The sequence below is a fragment of the Bradyrhizobium elkanii USDA 76 genome, from assembly GCF_023278185.1.
In the GTDB taxonomy this organism is placed as follows: Bacteria; Pseudomonadota; Alphaproteobacteria; order Rhizobiales; family Xanthobacteraceae; genus Bradyrhizobium; species Bradyrhizobium elkanii.
Map to the genome: position 1 here is coordinate 8,434,059 of NZ_CP066356.1, position 21,181 is coordinate 8,455,239.

A 21,181-nucleotide genomic window follows, 5' to 3' on the forward strand; every position below is an offset into this window, starting at 1 on the left:
CTGCCGCTGGGGGTCACTCCGATGGGTGAAGCCAAGCGCAGACTTGAGGAAATGAAGGTGGCACCTTGTCGTTGTCGATCGGGGCGACAATCGGCTTCCTGCTGTTTTGATGGTGTTCGATGGCACAAGCCGGCTTCAGGGCTTGACCTTCGATCCGGCTCGCCCAGTACGACACTTGAACGCTGTTACATGCAGGAGCTGGGAAATTGCGAAGCGCCAATCTCCGGCGAGCATCTGATCAGCGAGGCTGTGATCGAAATACTTCGCGGGGACGGTAATTTCACGGCCTCTGGACTGCCTTGGCTCGAAGCAGGCGAAACAAAGGCGCTGGCTCCAAAGAATCTCACCGCGAACTGCCTTTGTAGACGACACAACAGCGCGCTGTCGCCGTTGGATGCCGCTGCCAAGATATTCTTTGCCGGCCTCAGGGACTGCTTGGAATCGAGCGAAGCCGTCTTGCCGTACTTGCTGTCCGGTCATGATGTCGAACGCTGGCTGCTGAAGACGCTCAAAGCTAACGAAACGGCCGCAGCCCATATCGGCGGCAAAGCGCCAGAAAAAGGTGCCGAGACCACTGGTCGGGAAGTGAGAATTGCTGTTCGATTGGTGGATCGTGGCGAGCGAGTTCCTCGACCCGGGCCCGCACCCGCTGCAGCGCGGCTTCCGCCGCATGGCGCTCACCAGCAGTTCCGGCCCCCACGAACAACGCCTCGATCTTCCGAAGCTTCTCGCGCAGCTGCGACTCGCTGTTCATTCTGATCCCGTTGCCCGCTCCGAACCGGGATCACCCCATCACCGCGCCCCGGCGGCGTCAATCATCCCGACCGCGCTATCCAGAGCATTCCGCGCAAGTCAAGCCCGGGAACCGGTGATCCTGTCGTGACGCTCACGTACAAGCTGCGTTTGATGTAGGGCAGAAGCGACTGCCTTGGTCGTGAACGCGTCCGACCGGAATTTTCGCAACGATTTCGACAAGAGCTGGTCGATCGACGTTGCAAACAGCGAGCTTGAGTGAGCGCGCGGCCTTTTTGGCCGCCGCCGCCTGGCGCTCCGGAAACCGGCCGGCCTTCGGCTTGCCGGTCGCGTCGATCCCGTAAACGATGATTGCCGAGGCGGAGAGTGTCTTTTGGTTCGTGAGATTGGGCTTGGCCATTTTGCCCTCCTGAAAAGCCGAAGGGGCCCGATTTGGGCCCCTTTCTGAAACGGCGTTGTCGCTGGTCCTGCGGGATGCTCCCGGCAATGGCGGTCTTGTCATTGGACGACTCCTTTGCTGAAGACGAGAAGAGCGTTCAAACAATCTCGTCGTAAGTATAATAAAGCATATCATCCAAAAGCGCAATGATTGCAATAATTTAGCTGCAGAAAAATTGCGCTTAAATAGAAGATAATTACTGTAATTTCCGCGCTTTTTTGGCACAATTACTGTAAACAATACACGACGAAAGATCGCATGACTTGCGATCATCAATATTGTTGCCGTTGCAGACGTTCAAACCGTCAGCAGCGCAGTAACGCCAAAGAGCGTGCTGAACAAAGCGCGGAAAATCCGCCGGAAAATTACGATCAAACTGGCGCGCGTCGATCTGTGCCGAGACGCGCCGCAAGACCTCGGCGCAGCCGCCGTCTGCATAGCAACGGGGACCGTACGGATGAACCATGCCAAGTTGCTCCAAAATCCCGGTTCGGACCAGAAAGTTGTGAACCAGCCGATCCACGACGATCATGGCAATGCCAACTGCATACCAATCAGGACGGGCCTCGCGATCCGCCATCAAAACGGATGAAAGCGTCATCGTCAGAACCTTGTCCGAAACCCCAAAAACATGACGGGTCGGACCGACTAACCTGTCTTATTCGTAAGAGGCGCCCGAGAGGCTGGCGAGCGTGGTGTAAAGCGCTCATACGGCGTAGGATTCGGTTGTGAAGCCAACCCCATCACCTCCAACCGCGAACGCCACGCCCGCCATGACCGACGATACGATTCCGCCCTTCTCGTTTCCAGCCATTCACGCCAAGAAAGTCACAGCTGCCTTCGATGGTGGGCGCCTAACCTCGAACGGGGGCGTGATGCTTCTGGCGATGGCCGAGCGGCGTCTCGGCTTGGCCGACAATCTGGCCCGGGTGTTCCCGGATCGGCGCGATCCGACGCGGGTCGTGCACAGCCTTGTCGATATGAAGGAGGAGCTTGGACTTGATCACTTCGAAGGGCGATCATGGCAAGGTCTTCATCGCCACGCCCTTATGACAATGATTGCCTACGCCTTCCTGCAACATCGTCGCCTCGCATACGCGGGGCGGAAAAAAAAGAATCAACGGGCCTCCGCCTCAACCAACCATGCCCGCCGCACGCCATGCCATCGTCGATCTCATCCTTCGGCCGCCGCCTCAGCAATGCCCATATTGCCGAAAGCAAATCCTTGAAAAGCAGTGGCGCAAACGCATTCTGTTCGCGGTAGGGACACCCATCACTGGGCGCCCCCCGCGCAGATCCCGGCGAGCCCAATTAAGGCACCGGGCTCCTACCTCGGGTGTTTGACGGCGAAGCGCAGCTTCGGCCATGGATGAAGGATGCGAGCCTTGGGGAGCCAGTCATCGGTGATCTGCGTTATGCGATCCCAGGTCAGACAGGTCCGCTGACTGCGCCGCCGAAGCGTCCGCCTCCAGAGATCGGTCAGATAGAACCGAAACGCATTGAGCGCTCGGCCATTCGTCGGGACAGCAAAGTACGCAAAGTGGCCGGTCAAGACCTGCCTCAGCCATTTCCCTTGTGCAGGGATCGGCCAGTGCATTCGGCGCCTTAGCTCCTCCTTGATTTCGCGGAGTTTGGTTCGCAAGCGGTCGCTACGGGTCTTCCGTTGAAGCTGGAAGCGCCCTTGGCGTGATTTGCCGCAGATAAACGTGAACCCCATGAACGCAAAGGTTTCCGGCTTTCCGAGTCCGCGCTGCTTGCGTTGAGCCGCCGCATGGCGACCAAACTCAATCAGGCGGGTCTTGGCCGGATGGAGCGTCAGCTCGAACTCCTCCAGTCTCGCGCGCATCGCGTCAAGGAAACGACGTGCGTCATCCTCGCGCTCAAAGCCGACTACTACATCGTCCGCGTAACGCACGATGATCATGCCGCCGGAGACCTCGCGCTGTCGCCGGCGTTTGGCCCACAGGTCGAGAGCGTAGTGCAGGTAGATGTTGCCGAGAAGCGGTGAAATCACCGAACCTTGACCCGTTCCCCTGTCATCAGCGGCTACGACGCTGTCTTCGAGAACACCCCCGCCTTCAGCCATTTCTGAATGAGGCGGATGATGCGCTTGTCGCCGATCCTATGTTCCAAGAAGCGAACCAGCCAAGGTTGACTGACTGCGCCAAAGAAGTTTTGGATGTCGGCGTCAATGATCCAGTTCACGTTCCGCGTCTCGATCGCTGTGCAGAGCGCGTCCAACGCATCATGTGGTCCTCTGCCGGGCCGAAACCCGTAGGAAAAGCCACAGAAGTCTCCTTCGTAGATGGCGTTGAGCACGATGACGGTTGGCGCCCTGGACGATTTTGTCTTCGAGAGCCGCGATCGCTAACGGGCGCTGCTTGCCGTCTGCCTTTGGTATGTACGTCCGGCGAGACGGTTGCGGGCGATACGCTCCTCGTTGGACCCGTTTGTGCAGATCGGCGAGCCGGGGCTCGAGATCTTCCTCGTAGTCCTCCCACGTCATGCCATCCACTCCGGGAGCAGCCTTACGCCTGAGCGCAAAGAACGCCGCCCGCAGTGTATCGACATTGATGTGGTGAAAGAGCGCGGTGAACCGGTCCTTCTTCCTCAGCCTTGCGGCTGTCCGTACGCGGTCCAGCGACTGGGTCATGCGAGCCCGGCCCTGTGTCCGGTGCATGCGCTGCTGTTCCGCGTTTCCCTTGGTCCCCGGCCTTGGCTCCGCCCACTCCGCCGCCAGTAATCCGGCTTTGTTCGTTGGCTTCTCAGCTACTATGCCAGAGTCAGACTTCTCCGTGTCGTGCATCAGCGGCTACAGCTCCTCGCCTTCCCGCTGCGGACCATCTCCTCCGAGAAGGAAGATGGCCGACCCGGAGATATCCCGGTTCCCGTACAAGGAGCTTCCATACATGCCAGGGTCTACGACCACGCCGGGTTGGACGGGTGCTCGCGTTTGCGCACTCGCCCATATTGCCTTCCGCTCTTTGGACAGCGTCGGCTCCCGAGATAACACTGTTTCGCGGCTCAATGGCTGGCCTGCATGCTCCCCTACCGACGCTTCGCCGACACCCTCGCGGACGCCTGCGCACGGCTCGGGGCCGATGTGGTTCGCTACACCTTCATCGCAATGGACTTCCACCATCTATTCCTTGCCGGTCTCCCGGCGCACCCAAAGTAGTGATAGGGCTTCAATATCGCTGCGCGTGCGATTGTAGACGATGAGATGATGGCTAGCCTTTAGCAGGTTCCGCGCCATTGGCGCACCCATGTGGCCAAGCCCGATGAAGCCGAGGTCCATCGCAGGCATCGTCAACTAATCGATCGCCGAGCTGAAGGAGGCGAGTCTCAGAGGTCGAGAGTCGGCGATAGCGCTTGTCCTGGAGATCTCGCGCCAAGTCGCAAAGGCTCGTTCGCGCGAAGCTCGACGGAAGTCGGCCGTGACGGCTCCGGGATAGGGGATGTGGAAAAGGTTCGCGACCTGATCGTGAACTGACAGAAACCGTTGAGCCTGATGGGGACGATTTTAAACGCTTCATGATCCGCTCGCGTCGCCGCGTCGGCTGATGAGAATTCTCGGCCCGATTGTTGAGAGCTTTGTGCTGGCGATGTTCGACGTGAAAGCCCATCTTCGCCCTCGCAGCGCCGTACGAACGCAGCTTATCCGTGATCATCACGCGCGGCGGCGTGCCGGCGGATTTCAAGAGCTTCTTCATGAGCCGCTGGGCAGCGCGCGAGTCTCTCTTCGGCGCTGGATCAAGACGTCGAGAACGAAGCCATTCTGGTCGACAGCGCGCCAGAGCCAATGTTGTTCGCCCGCGATCGAGATAACGACCTCGTCCAGATGCCATTTGTCACCGCGGGTGGGAGCGCGCTCGACGGATCCGATCGGAGAACAGCTTGCCGAATTTCCGTCCCCCCTGGCGCACGGTTTCATAGGTCATGCCAATGCCACGCGCCGCCAGCATTTCCTTGACCAAGCGCAAGCTTAAGGGAAACCGGAAATACAACCACCGTTCATGATGAAGGATTTCGCACAAAACCCGAATGCGCAAGTGGCAGGACTGGCGATAGCAGGACCACTCCGAACACCGTCATCCATGGGCGGAGGTCAAAATCCATCCCTGCAACGAACCTGCTTGTCTTGTCATGCATTTCCCCTGTCGTGACATGCTTGTTGTCGGCCAAAATGCTACAGAGTTTACCTTCAGTCCACGGATGTGGCCGATCCACCGCGGTAGCGACGTCCGTCAAATTCCCATGTGACTTCGCCTGCTTCTAATCAGACGGGCGCAGCCAGAAACGCGTAGCCTTCACGAAGAAGGCCCATCGAATAGTCGCGGCCATGCTCCGGTTTGCGCTCTTCCCGGCAAATGGCGTATGCAATGTCGTATACGCGCCCGACTCTTTCTTCGCGGCGTCGGCAATAGGTCTTGAGCGCAGTCTCCAGATCGTCGTTGCGATTCAGTTCCTGGGCCAGAACCAGCGCATCCTCGATCGCCATTCCGCCGCCGGATGTCATTTGCGGCATCAACGAATGGGCAGCATCGCCGAGCAGCACGACACGGCCACGGTGCCAGGGGGCTGGCATCATCAAGACATCAAATGGGCGGTAGCTTATGTGCTTGTCTTCGCCGATCACCTTGGCAGCCGCGACCAGTTCGGGCGCCGTAAAGGGGGCGAGCAGGTTACGGAGATAGTCGCACACCCGATCTTGCGGAATACGAAGCTTTTCGTCCGTGCTTTCCAGGAAGAATAGATAGCACAATTCCTTCGATAGCGGCAGCGCGCCAACTACGCGGCCCGTCGGAAGGCGGTACAGGACGAAGCCATTCATCGCCTCGGTGCGAGAAACCGTATAACGCCATACCCCTTGGCCGGCGTAGTGCGGCTTGAACTCGTCGCCGAAGATGCTCTGGCGGATCTTGGAATAGACTCCATCCGCAGCGATCAGCAGATCGGCGCGATCTGTCTCGCCGTTCGATAGCTGAACCGTCACCCCTCGATCGTCCTGATCAATACGGGTGATCGTTGTGTTGAAATCGATTTTCGCGCCGCTCTTCGTCGCAAAGTCTTCCAGAATCTGTCCCAGACGTGGCCGCATGAGTCCCAGTGCGGCTGGACGATCAGCGTCCCAAATTCTTGGTGAGGACTGTTCGCTCAGAATCGTTCCCGCGCCATCGCGTACCGACACGGTATCCCAACCAAGGCCGCCTTCGAGGCAGGCATCCACCAATCCCAATTCGGCAAGTGCCCGCAAGGCATTCCCCAGCAGCGTGATACCGGTGCCGATCCGGTCACGCTTATCTCCCATCTCAATGACTCTGGTAGATACGCCTATCCGCTGAAGCGCATGGGCGACCGTCAAGCCGCCAATCCCGCCACCTACGATGAAAACCTTCTTCACCGCGCCCATTTCTCCTCCTCCACTTGTTGGTATCTTTTTTATTTCTTGGCGATCACCCCCCGGGGGCCGCCGCGTTCTATGAAAAGCATTGTATTCTGTAACCTACCAATCCTGCTCTCGCCGAGCACCACCAAGCGCAACACCGATCCCGCTTACATCCATTTCAATGACGTCGTCGGGCTCGATCCGCTCGTCCAAAGATCGGCACACGACTACCCATCGCGCGCTAGAGCGAGACCGCAATGTACTTTGGTTTCAAGGTATTCCTTGATGCCTTCGGTTCGAGCCTTCACGACCGAGGCCGCTTGCCTTGCTGCCACCGAAGGGCGCCGCCCGATCGGACGCAAGTCCTCTGTTCAGCGCGACCATGCCGCTCTGCATTTGCCCGGAAAGGCGCAAACCACGCTTCAGGTCCTCGGTGTAGACGTAGGAAATCGGCCCAAATTCGGTGTCGTTGGCCAACTTCACGGCGCGCGCCTCATCGTCGAAGGGTGTTCGCCGTCAGGACCTGTGAGACAAATTGAAGGATTTTGCGGAGGGAGGATTTCTGGTTCATCGTAGCCACCAGGAGCGAAGATGAAGCAGAAATCCGTACCGGGCAAAGTGCCGCAGAACAAGTTCTAAAAGACATTCTGCGACAAACCCGCCGGCATTATTCGTCGGAGGAGAAGATCCGCATTGTGCTGGAAGGATTGCGCGGCGAGGAAAATATCTCCGAGCTCTGTCGCCGCGAGGGCATTGCCGCCTCGATGTATTACGGCTGGTCCAAGGAGTTCCTCGAGGCCGGCAAGCGCCGCCTGGCGGGCGACACGGCACGAGCTGCGACCTCCGGCGAGGTGAAGGATCTCCGCCGGGAGACTGTTGCCCTGAAGGAGGCCGTAGCCGATCTGACCCTGGAGAACCGTCTGCTCAAAAATAGCATGAACGGGCTCTATAGGTGAATGCTCCGCATTCACCTGTCGGGTGAGAGAGGGGGAGGACGAGGCATGAGGTATCCCGCCTCTGAGAAGGCCGAGATCATCCAGCAGGTCGAGCAATCGCATCTTCCCGCCAAGCGCACGCTGGACAAGCTCGGTATCCCGCGCGCCACATTCTATCGCTGGTATGATCGCTACCGCGAGGGAGGCGTTGAAGCGCTGGCCGATCACCGGTCTCGACCAGACCGGGTCTGGAATCGCATCCCCGACGATGTGCGGGGTCAGATCATCGACCTGGCGTTGGAGTTGCCTGAGCTGTCGCCACGCGAGCTGGCCGTGCGGTTCACCGACGAACGAAAGTACTTTGTATCCGAGGCCTCGGTCTACCGGCTGCTGAAGGCAGAGCTGGCCCCGCAAATTCGGACAGTAGCTTGAGTGGATTTTCTGCCTGACAGCGGCGAGGATTCTTGCTGCGAATCAGGAGCGAAGATGACGAAGAAGAGCCGCCGGACGCATTCTCCGGCATTCAAGGCGAAGGTTGCTTTGGCTGCGGTCAAAGGCGACAAGACACTGGCGGAGCTGGCGCAACTGTTTGATGTTCATCCGAACCAGATCACGATCTGGAAAAACCAGCTCCTGGAAGGCGCCGCCGGCGTGTTTGGGCATGACAAGACATCGGCCGAGACGCCGGTCGATTTGAAGGCGTTACATGCCAAGATCGGCGAGCTGGCGTTGGAAAACGATTTTTTGTCCGGCGCGCTCACCAAGGCGGGCCTGCTGAGCGCAAAGCGATGATCGACCGCGGTCATGATCTTTCTATCGTGCGCCAGGCGAAGGTCCTGAAGCTGGCTCGCAGCACGGTCTACTATGAACCTCGGCCAGTTTCGGCCGAGGACCTTGCCTTGATGCGTCGGCTCGATGAGCTGCATCTCGATTATCCCTTCGCGGGAGCGCGTATGCTGCGATCGTTGCTGCGGCGGGAGGGCGTATACGCCGGTCGCCGCCACATCGCGACGCTGATGAAGCGCATGGGGATCGAGGCGGTCTATCGTCGCCCGAACACGAGCAAGCCGGCTCCGGGTCACAAGATCTACCCGTACCTGTTGCGCGGATTGAAGATCGAGCGGCCCGACCATGCGTGGGCAATGGACATCACCTACATTCCGATGCGGGTGGCTTCGTCTATCTCGCGGCGGTCGTCGATGTGTTCAGCCGACGGGTCCTGGCCCATCGCGTCTCGATCACAATGGAGGCGGCCTTCTGCGTCGAAGCGGTCCAGGAGGCGCTGGCGAAGCACGGCAGGCCCGAGATTTTCAACACGGATCAGGGCAGCCAGTTCACCAGCCTCGAGTTCACCGATGTGCTGCTGGACGAGCTGGACGCGAAGATCGCCATCAGCATGGACGGCAAGGGCGCCTGGCGCGACAACGTGTTTGTCGAGCGGCTCTGGCGCACGGTCAAATACGAAGAAGTTTATCTCCGCGCCTACGACAGCGTGTCCGAGGCGCGAGCGTCAATTGCCAAGTATCTGGCCTTCTACAATCAGGGACGCCCTCACTCGAGCCTTGACGGGCGCACGCCCGACGAGGCTTACTTCGGCACGCAAGCTATGGTGATGGCCGCATGACCGTCGCCGACGGTTTTGTCGTCGCTCTGGTCGGGCTACGCCCTCCCGACGCAACGACAAAACCGTAAAGCCTCGCGTTCAGCATAACCCGGCAGGAATCCACTTAAATCCAGCGGGGCGCTGTCCAAACAACCGGGGCCAGCTCTGTTCCTCGTTCATTCGCTCTCTCCTCGGCTATCCAAGGAGGGGGCAATTCCTCGTGACGTCGAGGGGGCAGTTTTCGATGGCGCGCGCGACAGCGAGCCGACTTTGTTGTATCAGTCTGGCTCTGCCCTTTGGCAGAGCCAGAAAGCCAAACAAGCTCGGCCGAAGCTGTCTCGATGGGAGAACTCCAGCCATCTTGGGACGTCAAACAGCACGCGCCATGTTCGATGCGGAGCGCGTTTTCGTACGATCGCTGTCGCTACTGTCGATCAGGTTGGCAGCAGCCATGTGCACTCCACGACAACATACTCCGGAATGCTGTCCAGCGAGGACTTGCCGACGGCCCGAATTTGACGCGTCTGAATGCCAACGGGCGATCGAAGCGATTACCCCTTCTGGGAGTAAAGAGTCGGAATTCGGTGGAGGAGCTCGCCCGGACCTCAACGACGAAAAATCAATGGGGCCGCGAGACGATGCAGTCCCGCGGCCTCGCCACCGGAATTTAGTGAAAAGACAGTTTAAGTATAAAATCCCTCAGCCGGTGTTCTTTCAAGTAGAACACCGTGTTCCAACACTTGCCAATCCGGACAGCTACGGGGAAACGCGTGCAACCGCAGACCAATGCGGCCGCGAGATCGATGAAGAAGCCGGTAAAATTACGGTTCGCCTGTCCTATTCGCCTGTCATAACGGGTGCCAAGCGTCGAAAGAGTGTATCAGCGAGCAGAAGCAGCGCTCGATGCTATGCGCTGTTTGTAGTCGTCGGCGTCGTGCGTAATGGTGATCCTGCAGGTGCCGTTTGAGCGTATCATTGCTGTTGCGCTGATTGCGCGATGTTCGTGCATAACTGCCGGTTGCCGAGGCCCGCTTCAGCGTACGGCTTCCGTTCGCTTAAACCATTTCCTCGGTAAGCCAATGTAGTAGCCGCGCATGCGAAGCTCTGCCTCTCATCTATTGATGTGTTTCGCAAGCGGAACACACCACCGACACGATTGATTATTGCCTCACGCATCTCACGCGCATCGCGTGACGGAGACTTCGCGACGACCGACCTAGTGCTGACGCCAGAGGCCGCCACGCCAGCGGCCGGATCGGTACTCGCGGCTCGTTGCTGGGAAGTCCGGCCTTCAGACCGGCGTGTCGTAGGTGATGGGATAACGCTCTGGAAACGGCCCTCCTGCGTAGTCAATCTCCGCGGCGGGACGGACGCCCCGGATTTGCAGGATGCGGCGAACGATTTCCGGAACTTGGATGCGGCTGATCTGGTCGCCGAGGCAGGTGTGCATCCCGTAGCCCAGATGCATGTAGACCGACTCCGGCCGGTCGATCGCGAAGCTGGACGGCGCCGGCAGTTGCAAGCCATCGCGCATCGCCGACCGGGTCGAGATCAGCACCGTGCTGCCGGCCTTGATTGTCGTCGCGCGCAGCGAGCCCTTGGCTATCCGGTAATCGGTCCGGCAGTGGCGCACCACGAACGGATTGATCGGGTTGAAGCGCAGCGCTTCCCAGCAATAGCGATACATCAGATGGTCGTTGTTGCTGCTGGCGACGTCGATGGCCTCCTTCAGGATCCTCGGGCGCTTGAACAACTCGTCGAGCAGCTGCACGATGGCCGCCGATGTGGTCTCAATCCCGCCGACCAGTGTGCCCATCATATTGGTAATAATGCGTTCGTCGGCGAAGCCGATCGAATCGTCAAAATGGCTATTCAGCAGGCGGCTGAACACGTCCTCGAGCGGCGCCCCATTTTTCAGCTGCTCGCGCCGCTGCGGGAGCAGTTGTGTCAGATAGGCGCGCATCTCCTGCCCAGCGTCAATGTTGTCCTGGTGCACCTTCGGATCTTTGTCCAGGTTGTGAAACATGTCATATTGCGTCGCGCGCGACCAGCGGAACATCGAGGCCAGATCGGGGCCGGGAAAGCCGAAATATTCTCGGGTCAGCTGAATGGGCACCAGGCGCGACAACGTGCTGACCACCTCGATCTGGTTCTGGGTATAGATCTGCTTTTCGACAGACGCATTGGCGAGGCTGCGCACCTTCTGGCGAATTGCCGGCAGATCCTCCATGCGCATGAAGGCGCGCATGATACCCTTGTCGCGCTGGTTTATTTCGGTGCAGTCGCGGCCGAGCATGAAGGGGCCGACCGAAGGGTCCATCATTGGCGCATAGGTGACGTTGAAGATGTCGGGGCGGCTCAGCGCTTCCTGCACGTCGGGGAAGCGGGTGATGAACACCGGCCCCGCGGCGCCCAACGCCAGGTTGGGCCTGACGCGCCGGATGAATGCGAACAATGCATCCGGATGTTTGGCGATCATCCATTTCAGGAACTTCGCCGCCGGCCCCTGTTTCTGTTCCGCCATTGCTGCCGCACCCTAACTCCGAAAAGCTTCGCCTGGTCGGTCGATCCGGGCTTCCGTCCACCTTTCCCCCTGCGGGAGCGAGATGGTCTTCGCTATTGCTCCAGTTGGAGCTGACCCAATCAATTTCAGATCGACTTGAGGAACTCGATGATTGCGTTGCGCTCCTCCGGAGACAGCGCAGGGCCAATGACGCCCTCATGCTTCTCGTTCGAGAATTCGTGGCCGGTATTGCGATTGGCGGGCCTCGACGTATCGATGATGAAGTAGCCCTTGCTGTCGTAGGTCCTGCCTTCAGGAGCGACCGTCCGTGTCACGATACCGACGCGGACAGGATCGAAGCTGGGCTCACCGAGCAGGAAGACTTGTGGGCGCTCCGCAACCGGGCTGAGCAGATCGTAGATCGTCGGCACCGAGCCGTTGTGCAGGAACGGCGCAGTCGCCCATACGCCGTTCAGCGGACGCGCCTTATAGCCGAAACCTGCCGCTAGACAGTTCGGCCGATCGCCTTCGATCTCCGCTTGGACCGTCCCGGTCGACCGAAGCCATTCGTCGATGCCGGATTGGACCACGGCGCCGAGCGCAAGCGCGTAGAGTTGCATCGCATGGTCCGAGAGGTGGATCGTATCCAGCGTGTTGTCAGCCTTCCGTTGGCAGACATCGATGTCGAGGCCGAGCCCTGGGCTGCTCTGGCCCGCCCTGGCCAGTTCGCTGCCGGCGGTGTCCACGGTGCGATTGCGCAGCACGTCGCCCTGGGCCGGATCGGTGCCGATATGGCTTTGCTTGATGATCTTGACGTTGAGTACGGATTCCCTCGTCTGCTTCTCCTGCCCATCGCGACCGCGCCAGCGGATAGGGCCGAAGTTCTTCCAGAACTCCGCGTCCGGGGCCTTGCCGTGCACGATGTCCGGCGTCAGCGCTGGAAGATGGCAGCCGCTGCAATGTTTGTCGTAGAGTTGGGCTCCCACGGCGGCCTTGGCTTTGTCGATCGCAGGAAAGCTGTCGGGCCAGGCTGGCGCATTCAGTCCGGTGAAGGCTTTCGCCACCAGCGGCAGGTCCTTTCCAGCGAGCTGTTGTTCGATCCAGTGCAGATTATCGAAGGGGATGCTGCTGGCAAAACGTCCCCCCTTGGGCGGGGCGGTGAGGTTGAGCTCCGCCGAAACCCCCATCGCCTCGCCGGCATTGCGCACCAATGGCTGCATAATCGAGCCGTCGTACTGCACCCAATCGAACCATGACGATGTCCAGATGTGCGGGTAGCTGACAGGGGCGTTGAGGTTGACGTAGTTGCCGTAGCGCTTGGGGTCGAGTGCGAACACCTGGTTGCCGATGCGATTGAGCGCATCGAGGCGGGTAAACCCTTCCGTGACGTCGATCCCAGCGGGCTGATCGATCAGAGCACCAAGTATTCCATCGAGCTCCTTGGACAGTTGGACGCGTGTAAGATCGCTGTACTCGGTTCCTAAAACGCGCTTCGCGAACCGCCCGAAGCGACCGTCGAAGAAGGGTAGCTTTGCCGACAAAGCGGTCTGTGCGAGCGCAGCGCGGAGCGCATTTGTCAATTGACCGAGATCGGTCACGGCGGGGCCGCCTTCAATGACATAGCGCTTCTCTTTGAAGATCAGTTGGCCGGTATGGCACGCGGCACAGGTCAATCCAACGGCAGTCTCCTTACGCGAAAGTCCGCGGATCGACTGAAACGGCGAATATGCAAAGCCGATCGGCAAACCGTACTCATTGTTCTCGCTTTCGGCAGACTCTATGAATCCAAACCGCAGTAAATAGCGGTTGTCAGAAAACCGTTCTCGTTTGAAAAAGGGGATAGCGAAAGGCGAGTTCAGCGGCGCTTCCAGGGCGAGAAACCATGACAGCGGGATCGGTAAGGTCTGCGTGCCCTGGGCTTTATGATGGAATCGATCGGCGTCTTCGGCGTTCCAGCCCTGATCGAGCGAAACCTGCTCGCTCGCGGAAACCGGTTCAGGGAGACCAGGCGGCGTCAGAGCTTCGATTGTCGCGCCAAGCTGGGAGCTGGTCATGACTGCGATCAAAGCAATGACCACGATGATCGCCAGAAGAACAAGAAAGCGTCGCCACCAAAGGCGCCGAATTGCGCTGGTAACTGTCGACATGGCTCCCCCGTGTCAGCGAACGGCCTCCAGCAGAGAGCCGTGCAAACAGTAATACTACAACTACATGATCTTGTAGGCTTACCCCTGCTGTTGACGTCCTTGAGACGCGATCACTATTCTTTCTGACGTCACAATCGGTGGTCTGTGGAATGGGCGAACTTGACCGCATAACAAGAACATCTAGAGCGTTCGGACGAGCTCTTGTTCGAGCCGCCATCCCATCCTCGCGATCGAATTTGCAGTGACGTTGGGTCCGCTGTGGGAGATCGGGGGGCTGTAATCCGCGGGAACGCGAGCGAACGGAATTGGCCGGGCGCCTGAGGGCAATAGGCTCGCACTCGGAGATCAGGACTCCGTAGGGCGCAATGACCATGAGCATACATCCGGCCACGCCGATCACGATGATGCAGACGGCGAATTCGAGCCAAGCAACGCGGCTACCATTTAACGGCTTCGTTTGGCAAGCACGATGACGGCGCGGCTGACCTGAATTAGCAGCATCGGCGTCAGGCTGTAGCCCGCGACAATGCTCCACATCGTGAGCGTCGGTGGCAGACGTGGAAGACCTCTGTCATCGGCGGCCAGTAGAGAGGGACTGCGAGCAGAGGGCCGTACAGGCCGAGCGCAGCCAGACCCATGGATTGCGCGTGAACTCGTTGAAAACGGTACCGGAGCGGCTGCTGCGCATGGCGACGACGCGCCAGAGTTGTGCGAATGCGACGGCGAGGAATGTGGTGGTGACTATGGCCTCGCCCGTCCAGCCGGGCCGAAACCGCCAGTGTCCCCGCGGTTCTCGCGCTTACGAAGGAAGGCCTCATATCCCTCCGGGTCAACCTCCTTCAGGCGGTTCAGCGCGCGCTTAGCTTCCAGATCGGCGGACTTGCTATGACGCTGTTTGATCTTTTTACTTTTGCTTCCATCTCTGCGAGCTGTCCCGTTGCTGTTGGTACACTCTCGGGTATTGTCTCGAGCTTCGCGCTTGGTCGCGTCTCTTCGAGGCCTTCGACGCACCGATTGGGATGACGAGATGCTGCGGCTCGAATTGAACGACCTTCTCGAAGGTGGGTTTGAGCCGCTCGACGATCTGCACGAGGCCGTCCAGGCGCTGCTCGACCATCCGCGGCGGCGGCGGCGGCGGCTCCGGCGGCCTGCTGCCCGCAGGGCTGATCCAAGCGACCAAGTTTGCATCGTCGCTGTTGAAATGGTTGAAGTCGAGTCGACGTCAGCATCGTCACCTCCGGAGACGTCGGCGTCGCGGCACCGGAAGCTCTGGCAGTATTCCGAGAACGGCACGATCCCCGGCACCGACGACACCTAGCAAGGGATCGACTGCATGGCCCATCCTTCCGCGCAAACGCTCGGGTACCCACGCTAGTAGCCGTGTGCGAGCAGTAACGCCGTCGTGGTCTAGTCATCTGGAACGGAAGTTCGTGACATTAGTTGATCGCTCGGATCTCTAGAGAGGAGAGCGCTCGTGGCGAATGCAGGTGTGAAAGGCCGGCCGATCGCGCCGTTGGTGCTGAGTTCGCAGGAGCGGGCGTACTTGGAGAGGCAAGTTCGTCGTCATCGTGTAGCCCGATCGCTATCTGAGCGATGCCGCGCGATCCTGCGGTGTGCAGTTGGTCTGCCAAGCAAGTCTGTGGCTGCCGAACTTGGCATCCATGAACACACCGTCGGCAAGTGGCGCCGCCGATTCTTGAAGGATCGTTGTGATGGCCTGCTTGACGAAGCCCGCCCGGGCCGCCCTCGAACCATCGACGATGATCAGGTTGCCGAGGTAATCGAGCGGACATTGCGTACGACGCCGCCCGACGCAACGCACTGGTCGATCCGCTCGATGGCTGCGGATACTGGCTTTTCTCACACCACGATCCGCCGAATGTGGACGGCGTTCGGCTTGCAGCCGCACCGCAGCCAGACATTTAAACTATCGAGCGATCCGCTATTCGTCGATAAGGTGCGCGATATTGTCGGGCTTTATCTGTCGCCGCCTAACCGAGCCGTTGTCCTCAGTGTCGATGAGAAAAGCCAGATCCAGGCACTCGATCGCGAGCAGCCGGTCTTGCCGATGATGCCTGGGGTGCCGGAACGTCGCACGCATAGCTATGTGCGGCATGGTACGACCACGCTGTTTGCCGCGCTCGATGTCGCTTCCGGCTTCGTCATTGGCAAATGCTACAAGCGCCATCGGGCGCTCGAGTTCTTGAAGTTTCTCAAAGAGATCGACGCTCAAATCCCTGAGGGGCTCGCTGTCCATATCGTCATGGACAACTACGCTACCCACAAGACCCCCAAGATTAAAGCGTGGCTCGCTCGCCGGCCGCACTATCATGTCCACTTCACGCCGACTTCCGCGTCGTGGATCAATCAGATCGAGCGCTGGTTCGCTGAACTCACCAGAAAGCAGATCCGGCGAGGTGTTCACACCTCCGTCAGGCAGCTCGAAGCCGACATCCGTACCTTCATCGAATTGCACAACAACAACCCGAAGCCCTTCAAATGGACCAAGTCCGCAGACCAGATCTTGGCTTCCGTCAAACGCTTTTGCCACAAAGCCCAGCAGACTCTATGTGGCGAACTTTAGATTCATGTGACTAGCTGCTGTTGTTAGTTGGTAAACTCACCGCCGTTTGTCGTGCTGGTGATTGCAACGCCGTTAACGCATGTTGTCAACAGCCGTTAACGTAAGCGGATCAACTTTCCGGACACGATGCAACCGCAGGCATAAATACACGTTCGTCTGCCTATTTTATAAGGCAGGCCGATCGTCGCAGCCAAAAACCTTTCCGAACATCGAATAGCGGCGAACAAGCGTAAACATCGACACGCACTGCTTTTGGCGACAATCAAAACGACCATCGACTCGTGCTCGTGACGATGACGAACGATGGTCAATCAAGCCACATCGGCATGGGATTCTGAGGAGGTGTCGCTTCTGCAATGCATGTGGAGCGCGGGCCACTCGGTGTCTGCGAGGGGTGGCGATGCGTATCTCGCAACGCCATCATCGGCAAGGTCAAGCGCATGAGAGCTCGCCGAGGCCAAGCAACGCAACAGGGACAAACGACGGCAAAGTCAGCAGCAGTCGCTATCGACTTTGATCCGGCGCTCGTGCAGGAGATGCTCGCCAAGATCGATGGCTATCACGCCGATCTCGCATCCGAACGCGGTTCGTCGATGGCGCGGTGTCGCAACATCCGCGATGTCGATCAGCAACGTCTACAAGGAAGTCAAAGCGCGGAGCTCATCGGCAACCCAACCATCGGCCGTCGCCCCGCGCGAGGGCAAGCGCCTCGAACAGCCGCGGCAGCCGCTGACAGAGCACGGAGCGGTTGTCGCGGCAGGCCTTGTGGCCCAAGGCGCAAGCAATCCAGCTCTTGCAGACGCCGGTCGGGCCGATGATGAGCAGGTTCTGATGCCGGTCGATCCACTCGCCGGCGACGAGCTTTTGGAACAGCGGCTTGTCGAGCCCGCGCGGCGCCTTCATGTCGATAGTCGATCCAGTCCCAATTGATCTTGCCGGCGTGCTGAACCAGTTCGTGCTCCATGTTGATGACCTGCTTGAGCCTGGCCCGGAACAGATCACCTTCGTCCGTCGCCTTCGGCTTCTTCGGTCGCATCGGCTCCTCCCGATACGAGCGCCGAATCATGCCGTGCGATTCGAGGGAATCTCAAACTGCAAATTGCAGGTTCCGAGCTACCGCACTGTCAAAGCCTGCAATCACAAAATCGCCGCAGCCGAAAAACAACGACTCCAGATCAGCCCCTTACCTGTTCTTCACGGACGACTAAGGAGGCACGGATGAATCGATCCATGAGTCAAAAACCAGGCGCACGCTTTACCGAGAAGCAGGGCCATTATCTGGCGTTCATCTATACCTATTCGCACATGTCCGGACGGCCACCCGCCGAATCCTGCATCCCCAGAAGCATCGAAGTCCTTGTGCCGCCAGAAAACTTGCCTATCCTAAGCTGGCCGGTATCAAACCATCAAGATCACTGTGACGAGCCACTAGCTAGTTTCGCCCTCACCTCGTGGCAAGAGGTTAATCGGATGCGTGTGGCGAGAATAACATCAAGCCGAAAGAACACCGAATTCCAGAGTACGCCTAAAGGTTGCCTGGAAGATCGGCGCGAACGTTTGATCCGCGCCTTGGCGAGTCCGAGCCGTCACGGCGCAGGACAGCGCTTCTCTATCCGAGCGAAGCCGCAGCGTCCGCTGCCTTAATCACCTCAGGTGATATTTATTGAGTAGTTCGCCAAGCTCAGTCGCTTCAATCTTTTTTAGAATGAGCTCGCGCAGGAACGCAGGTCCCGGGATCTCAATTTCATTGCCGTCGCGCAGTCTACCCATTGCTGCAAGCAGCTTGCGAATATCATAGGTCGAGTTGAATACCTCGGGCACGCCACGTTCAATCTTGAGGAGGATATACACGGCTTCCATCGCGGTCCGAACGGAGTATTCCGTCGTGAAGATACAATCCCGTTCACCCGACTCCGCGAACTGGCCGATGAAGGCGAAATTGACCGCATCTTTCGGCACAACATCTGGCCGGTCGCCCGCCTGCCGCGGCATGAAGAAGGAAGTGACGTAGGGCATCATCACCGGGACCGTCTTGGCGGCCCCAGCGGCGAGTTCCGGTATACTCGCAACCGGCACACCGAGGTGATAAAGCCATTCTTGCGTGATTTCCTCGCCCGTACAATCTTGCATCGGTTTCCTCACGTAGTCGCCGGCTTTATCGACGAATAGCGAATAGACCCAGACGACGACTTGATCGCTGGGCTGGCGCTTGAAATGCGGCTGGCGATTTGTGGTCCAACTGAGCAACCAGCTCGAATCTTTCACCGTAACGATGCCTCCTGTGACAACCTTGCCGCTGAACGGATCGCGTTTGGCGATCTTGCGGATGTATGCTGGAATGCGTTTGTCCAGGGTCGTGATCGTCGCCGATTCCCATTTGCTTGCAGGAATATTGCCGCAAAAGACATTTGGGCGTCCAAAGGCCGCATCTTTGGCCGCAATACGCCGCCACAGATCCCAGGCGGGCGCCGGTCCTTCGTTGAGCCTGGCGGCCGTGTGATGGTCCCCCATGTCCGAGTTTTCGGTCAGCGACCCGATCGTCATGAAAACAAGATCGTCGGCGCCAATAATGAGACTGCCCTCAATGCCATTCTCCAGCCAGCGGATGGCTGTGGCTTGCTTGCGGCCACGCTTTATGTCGAAATCGATATCGGTGACTCCGACCCCGTAGCGAAAGTTGACGCCTTGCGCCAACAGCCATTTGGATAACGGCAGAACGAGCGATTCATATTGATTGTATTTGGTAAACTTCAGCGTACTGAAATCCGGCAGGCCGCCGATATGGTGGATGAATCGATGCAGATAAAGTTTCATCTCGAGGGCTGAATGCCATTCTTCAAAGGCGAACATGGTCCGCCAATAGAGCCAGAAATTGCTGTTGAAGAAATCTCTTCCGAACACTTCGTCGATGCGCTTGGTCTCCATCTGCTTACGAGTGGCAAGAAAAAGGGCAATCAGCTCTTTCTGGGCCTGTTCGCTCAGTGTGAAGAGGCCATCGGTATGGGCATCCTGCCCCTGCTTCACCGTCGCCCGCCGTAGTGTGTAGTTCGGATCATCCTTGTTCAGCCAGTAAAACTCATCGAGCACGCTGGCGCCTTCAAGTTCGAGCGATGGGATCGAACGAAACAGATCCCAGAGACACTCGAAATGATCCTCCATCTCTCTACCACCTCGAATCACGAATCCCCTTTCCGGATCCTGACAACCGTCCAACGCGCCCCCCGGAACCGTCTGTCGTTCGAGGATGGTGATACGGTCGCCACGCAACTGCCCGTCGCGGATCAAGAAGGCCGCGCCGGAGAGCGCAGCCAACCCCGAACCAACGAACCATGCTGTCTTGCTATCCACGCCGGCGGGTTTGCGGGGCCGAGCAAAAGCTTCGTAATTTCCACTGGTGTAATACATCGCGACATTCGATCTCGTTTGATGTGACAATCCGTCCGCTGATAGTCAGAAGATGTTTTCGACCGCCTGACCCTTCTGCGGGACGCCGATCGTCAGACCGCCATCGACGACGATTTCGGAGCCGGTAAGATAAGAGGACTCGTCGCTAAGCAGGAACAAGACTGCCTGTGACACTTCCTGCGGCTCGGCTGGCCGCGCGAGCGGAATTGGAAAACTGGAAAGATCGATGTTCTCTGTCATCCGAGTGTTGATGAAGCCCGGATGGATAGAGTTTATGCGAACGCCGGACGCGGCGGCCTCCAAGGCAGCGGACTTCGTTATGCCCCGCACGCCGAACTTGGAAGCAACATAGGCGTGAAGCCCAGGACTACCCCTCATCCCCTCGACCGACGAGATGTTGACGATCGAGCCTCCGCCCGCGCGGCGCATCGCAGGTAGGGCAGTCTGCATTCCCAAGAATACACCGGTGAGATTGACAGCCAGGGTCTTCTCCCACTGCTCGAGCGGGAACCGCTCGATGGGAGCCATACTCGCTATGCCTGCATTGTTGACGAGGCCGTGCACCGCGCCGAACTTGCCCTCCGCAGCCGCAATCGCCTGGCACCATTCCCCTGGCTGAGCGACGTCTTGACGCACATAGATCGCGGATGGGCCAAGTTCGGCCGCGAAAGTCGCTCCTTCATTGTCAAGAATATCGGTGATCACGACTTTCGCGCCCTCGGCTACCAGCAGGCGCGCATGAGCGGCCCCCATCCCTTGAGCCCCGCCGGTTACCAAAATGACTTTTTCGCTCACACGTCCCATAACTCTTGGTTCCCTCGATCAGTGGCGGTGCAGGGGTTTTCAGCATCAAAAAGGATGACGGGCGTGTTGATCAAAATGGTTGAGAACGAGCATTGAAAGTCGGGCAAGCCAAGAGTTGCGGTCTGCACCACGCCCCGGACTCTTGGCGATCTGCCCTCTGCTACGTATCATCTTTGATTCCCAAAGCCTGTGCGCAGTACCCGTGTAAATTGGCGCTAAAGCACTTCGATAACGATTTCACGTCGCGAACATGCTTCCGCCGCTCAGGCGTTAGCCATCCTTTGGATTATTGCATTGGCTTTGCCGAACTACCCCGCCTTCTAGACGCCGACAATTTGCGACCGAATTTCCTCCGGTTTCGGAGATAGGATCGGTACCCGCGAGCGGAGCGATACCGGTGCCGAACGGTGCTGAGCTCCTTGTGGATCGAAAAGTGGGGCGCAGAACGCATGAGGTTCTCCTTAGTCTTGCGAATTGGAGTATCCATTCCGTGCAATCGGCGCGCCGAGACTCTGATGGGAAGTCAGCCTCACGTGACTCTTGCACAGGCGCCGGAGGTCTTCCGACTCTCCACCGAGACGGCGATGTCAGGGCCTGCGTTTTCGACCATGCGCAGCGA

General features: G+C 58.8%; 15 protein-coding genes and 6 pseudogenes. 7 read left to right on the top strand and 14 right to left on the bottom strand.

Annotation, left to right across the window (positions count from 1 at the left end; genetic code table 11):
* Positions 1–514 precede the first annotated feature (514 nt).
* The 3 genes from JEY66_RS39950 to JEY66_RS39960 all read right to left on the bottom strand — a co-directional run bounded on the left by JEY66_RS39950 (position 515) and on the right by JEY66_RS39960 (position 1,793).
* Positions 515–754 carry a hypothetical protein gene (locus JEY66_RS39950; protein ID WP_018269532.1) on the bottom strand — a complete coding sequence of 80 codons (240 nt, stop codon included), beginning with the start codon at positions 752–754 and terminating at the stop codon, positions 515–517.
* Between the two features lie 132 nt (positions 755–886).
* On the bottom strand, positions 887–1,153 hold the full coding sequence (locus JEY66_RS39955; protein WP_014498652.1) for a hypothetical protein: 267 nt from the start codon (positions 1,151–1,153) through the stop codon (positions 887–889).
* 235 nt (positions 1,154–1,388) lie between these two features.
* Positions 1,389–1,793: a hypothetical protein gene (locus JEY66_RS39960; RefSeq protein WP_011090921.1), complete on the bottom strand. Its 405-nt coding sequence runs from the start codon at positions 1,791–1,793 to the stop codon at positions 1,389–1,391.
* 172 nt (positions 1,794–1,965) lie between these two features.
* On the opposite strand from JEY66_RS39960, the pseudogene JEY66_RS39965 reads away from it, so the two are divergent.
* Together JEY66_RS39965 and JEY66_RS39970 are read left to right on the top strand one after the other, a co-directional pair.
* Positions 1,966–2,175: pseudogene (locus JEY66_RS39965) on the top strand (transposase); the annotation flags it as partial.
* A pseudogene (locus JEY66_RS39970) lies at positions 2,173–2,421 on the top strand (IS701 family transposase); the annotation flags it as partial. The pseudogenes JEY66_RS39965 and JEY66_RS39970, both read left to right, overlap by 3 nt.
* Before the next feature lie 98 nt (positions 2,422–2,519).
* Here the strand turns inward: JEY66_RS39970 and JEY66_RS45740 are convergent.
* The 6 genes and pseudogenes from JEY66_RS45740 to JEY66_RS39995 all read right to left on the bottom strand — a co-directional run bounded on the left by JEY66_RS45740 (position 2,520) and on the right by JEY66_RS39995 (position 7,064).
* Positions 2,520–3,278: a reverse transcriptase domain-containing protein gene (locus JEY66_RS45740; RefSeq protein WP_011090923.1), complete on the bottom strand. Its 759-nt coding sequence runs from the start codon at positions 3,276–3,278 to the stop codon at positions 2,520–2,522.
* Positions 3,239–3,511: an RNA-dependent RNA polymerase family protein gene (locus JEY66_RS45745; RefSeq protein WP_014498649.1), complete on the bottom strand. Its 273-nt coding sequence runs from the start codon at positions 3,509–3,511 to the stop codon at positions 3,239–3,241. The genes JEY66_RS45740 and JEY66_RS45745 overlap by 40 nt, the downstream gene beginning before the upstream one ends.
* An 823-nt stretch (positions 3,512–4,334) precedes the next feature.
* Positions 4,335–4,490 carry an NAD(P)-binding domain-containing protein gene (locus tag JEY66_RS39980; RefSeq protein ID WP_018269530.1) on the bottom strand — a complete coding sequence of 52 codons (156 nt, stop codon included), beginning with the start codon at positions 4,488–4,490 and terminating at the stop codon, positions 4,335–4,337.
* Between the two features lie 15 nt (positions 4,491–4,505).
* Positions 4,506–5,244, bottom strand: a pseudogene (locus JEY66_RS39985) (IS6 family transposase).
* Positions 5,245–5,471: 227 nt separating this feature from the next.
* A complete protein-coding gene (locus JEY66_RS39990) occupies positions 5,472–6,605 on the bottom strand; it encodes an FAD-dependent oxidoreductase (protein WP_011090930.1) in 1,134 nt (377 codons plus the stop codon).
* A 246-nt stretch (positions 6,606–6,851) separates the two neighbouring features.
* A complete protein-coding gene (locus tag JEY66_RS39995) occupies positions 6,852–7,064 on the bottom strand; it encodes an aldehyde dehydrogenase family protein (RefSeq protein WP_014498644.1) in 213 nt (70 codons plus the stop codon).
* 108 nt (positions 7,065–7,172) lie between these two features.
* On the opposite strand from JEY66_RS39995, the pseudogene JEY66_RS40000 reads away from it, so the two are divergent.
* Positions 7,173–7,918 (top strand): annotated as a pseudogene (locus JEY66_RS40000) (helix-turn-helix domain-containing protein); the annotation flags it as partial.
* Positions 7,919–8,002: 84 nt separating this feature from the next.
* Positions 8,003–9,140 (top strand): annotated as a pseudogene (locus tag JEY66_RS40005) (IS3-like element ISRj2 family transposase).
* A gap of 1,270 nt (positions 9,141–10,410) precedes the next feature.
* On the opposite strand, the gene JEY66_RS40010 reads toward JEY66_RS40005, so the two are convergent.
* Complete coding sequence (locus JEY66_RS40010) at positions 10,411–11,643, bottom strand: cytochrome P450 (RefSeq protein ID WP_011082852.1); 1,233 nt, start codon at positions 11,641–11,643, stop codon at positions 10,411–10,413.
* A 125-nt stretch (positions 11,644–11,768) separates the two neighbouring features.
* A complete protein-coding gene (locus JEY66_RS40015; protein WP_011082853.1) occupies positions 11,769–13,769 on the bottom strand; it encodes a c-type cytochrome in 2,001 nt (666 codons plus the stop codon).
* A 1,027-nt stretch (positions 13,770–14,796) separates the two neighbouring features.
* Between JEY66_RS40015 and JEY66_RS40020 the strand changes: the two genes are divergently transcribed.
* Entirely contained in the window at positions 14,797–15,087 is a 291-nt protein-coding gene (locus tag JEY66_RS40020; RefSeq protein WP_011082854.1) for a hypothetical protein, read from the top strand.
* Positions 15,088–15,243: 156 nt separating this feature from the next.
* On the top strand, positions 15,244–16,353 hold the full coding sequence (locus JEY66_RS40025; protein WP_011082855.1) for an IS630-like element ISBj5 family transposase: 1,110 nt from the start codon (positions 15,244–15,246) through the stop codon (positions 16,351–16,353).
* Between the two features lie 675 nt (positions 16,354–17,028).
* On the opposite strand, the pseudogene JEY66_RS40030 reads toward JEY66_RS40025, so the two are convergent.
* A pseudogene (locus JEY66_RS40030) lies at positions 17,029–17,253 on the bottom strand (ATP-binding protein); the annotation flags it as partial.
* Between the two features lie 318 nt (positions 17,254–17,571).
* Here JEY66_RS40030 and JEY66_RS40035 point away from each other — a divergent pair.
* Positions 17,572–17,997, top strand: a complete 426-nt coding sequence (locus tag JEY66_RS40035) for a hypothetical protein (RefSeq protein ID WP_223153801.1) — start codon at positions 17,572–17,574, stop codon at positions 17,995–17,997.
* On the opposite strand, the gene JEY66_RS40040 is transcribed toward JEY66_RS40035, so the two are convergent.
* Positions 17,998–19,758 carry an oleate hydratase gene (locus JEY66_RS40040; RefSeq protein WP_011082857.1) on the bottom strand — a complete coding sequence of 587 codons (1,761 nt, stop codon included), beginning with the start codon at positions 19,756–19,758 and terminating at the stop codon, positions 17,998–18,000.
* 45 nt (positions 19,759–19,803) lie between these two features.
* Entirely contained in the window at positions 19,804–20,562 is a 759-nt protein-coding gene (locus tag JEY66_RS40045) for a glucose 1-dehydrogenase (protein WP_011082858.1), read from the bottom strand.
* Positions 20,563–21,181: the final 619 nt, after the last annotated feature.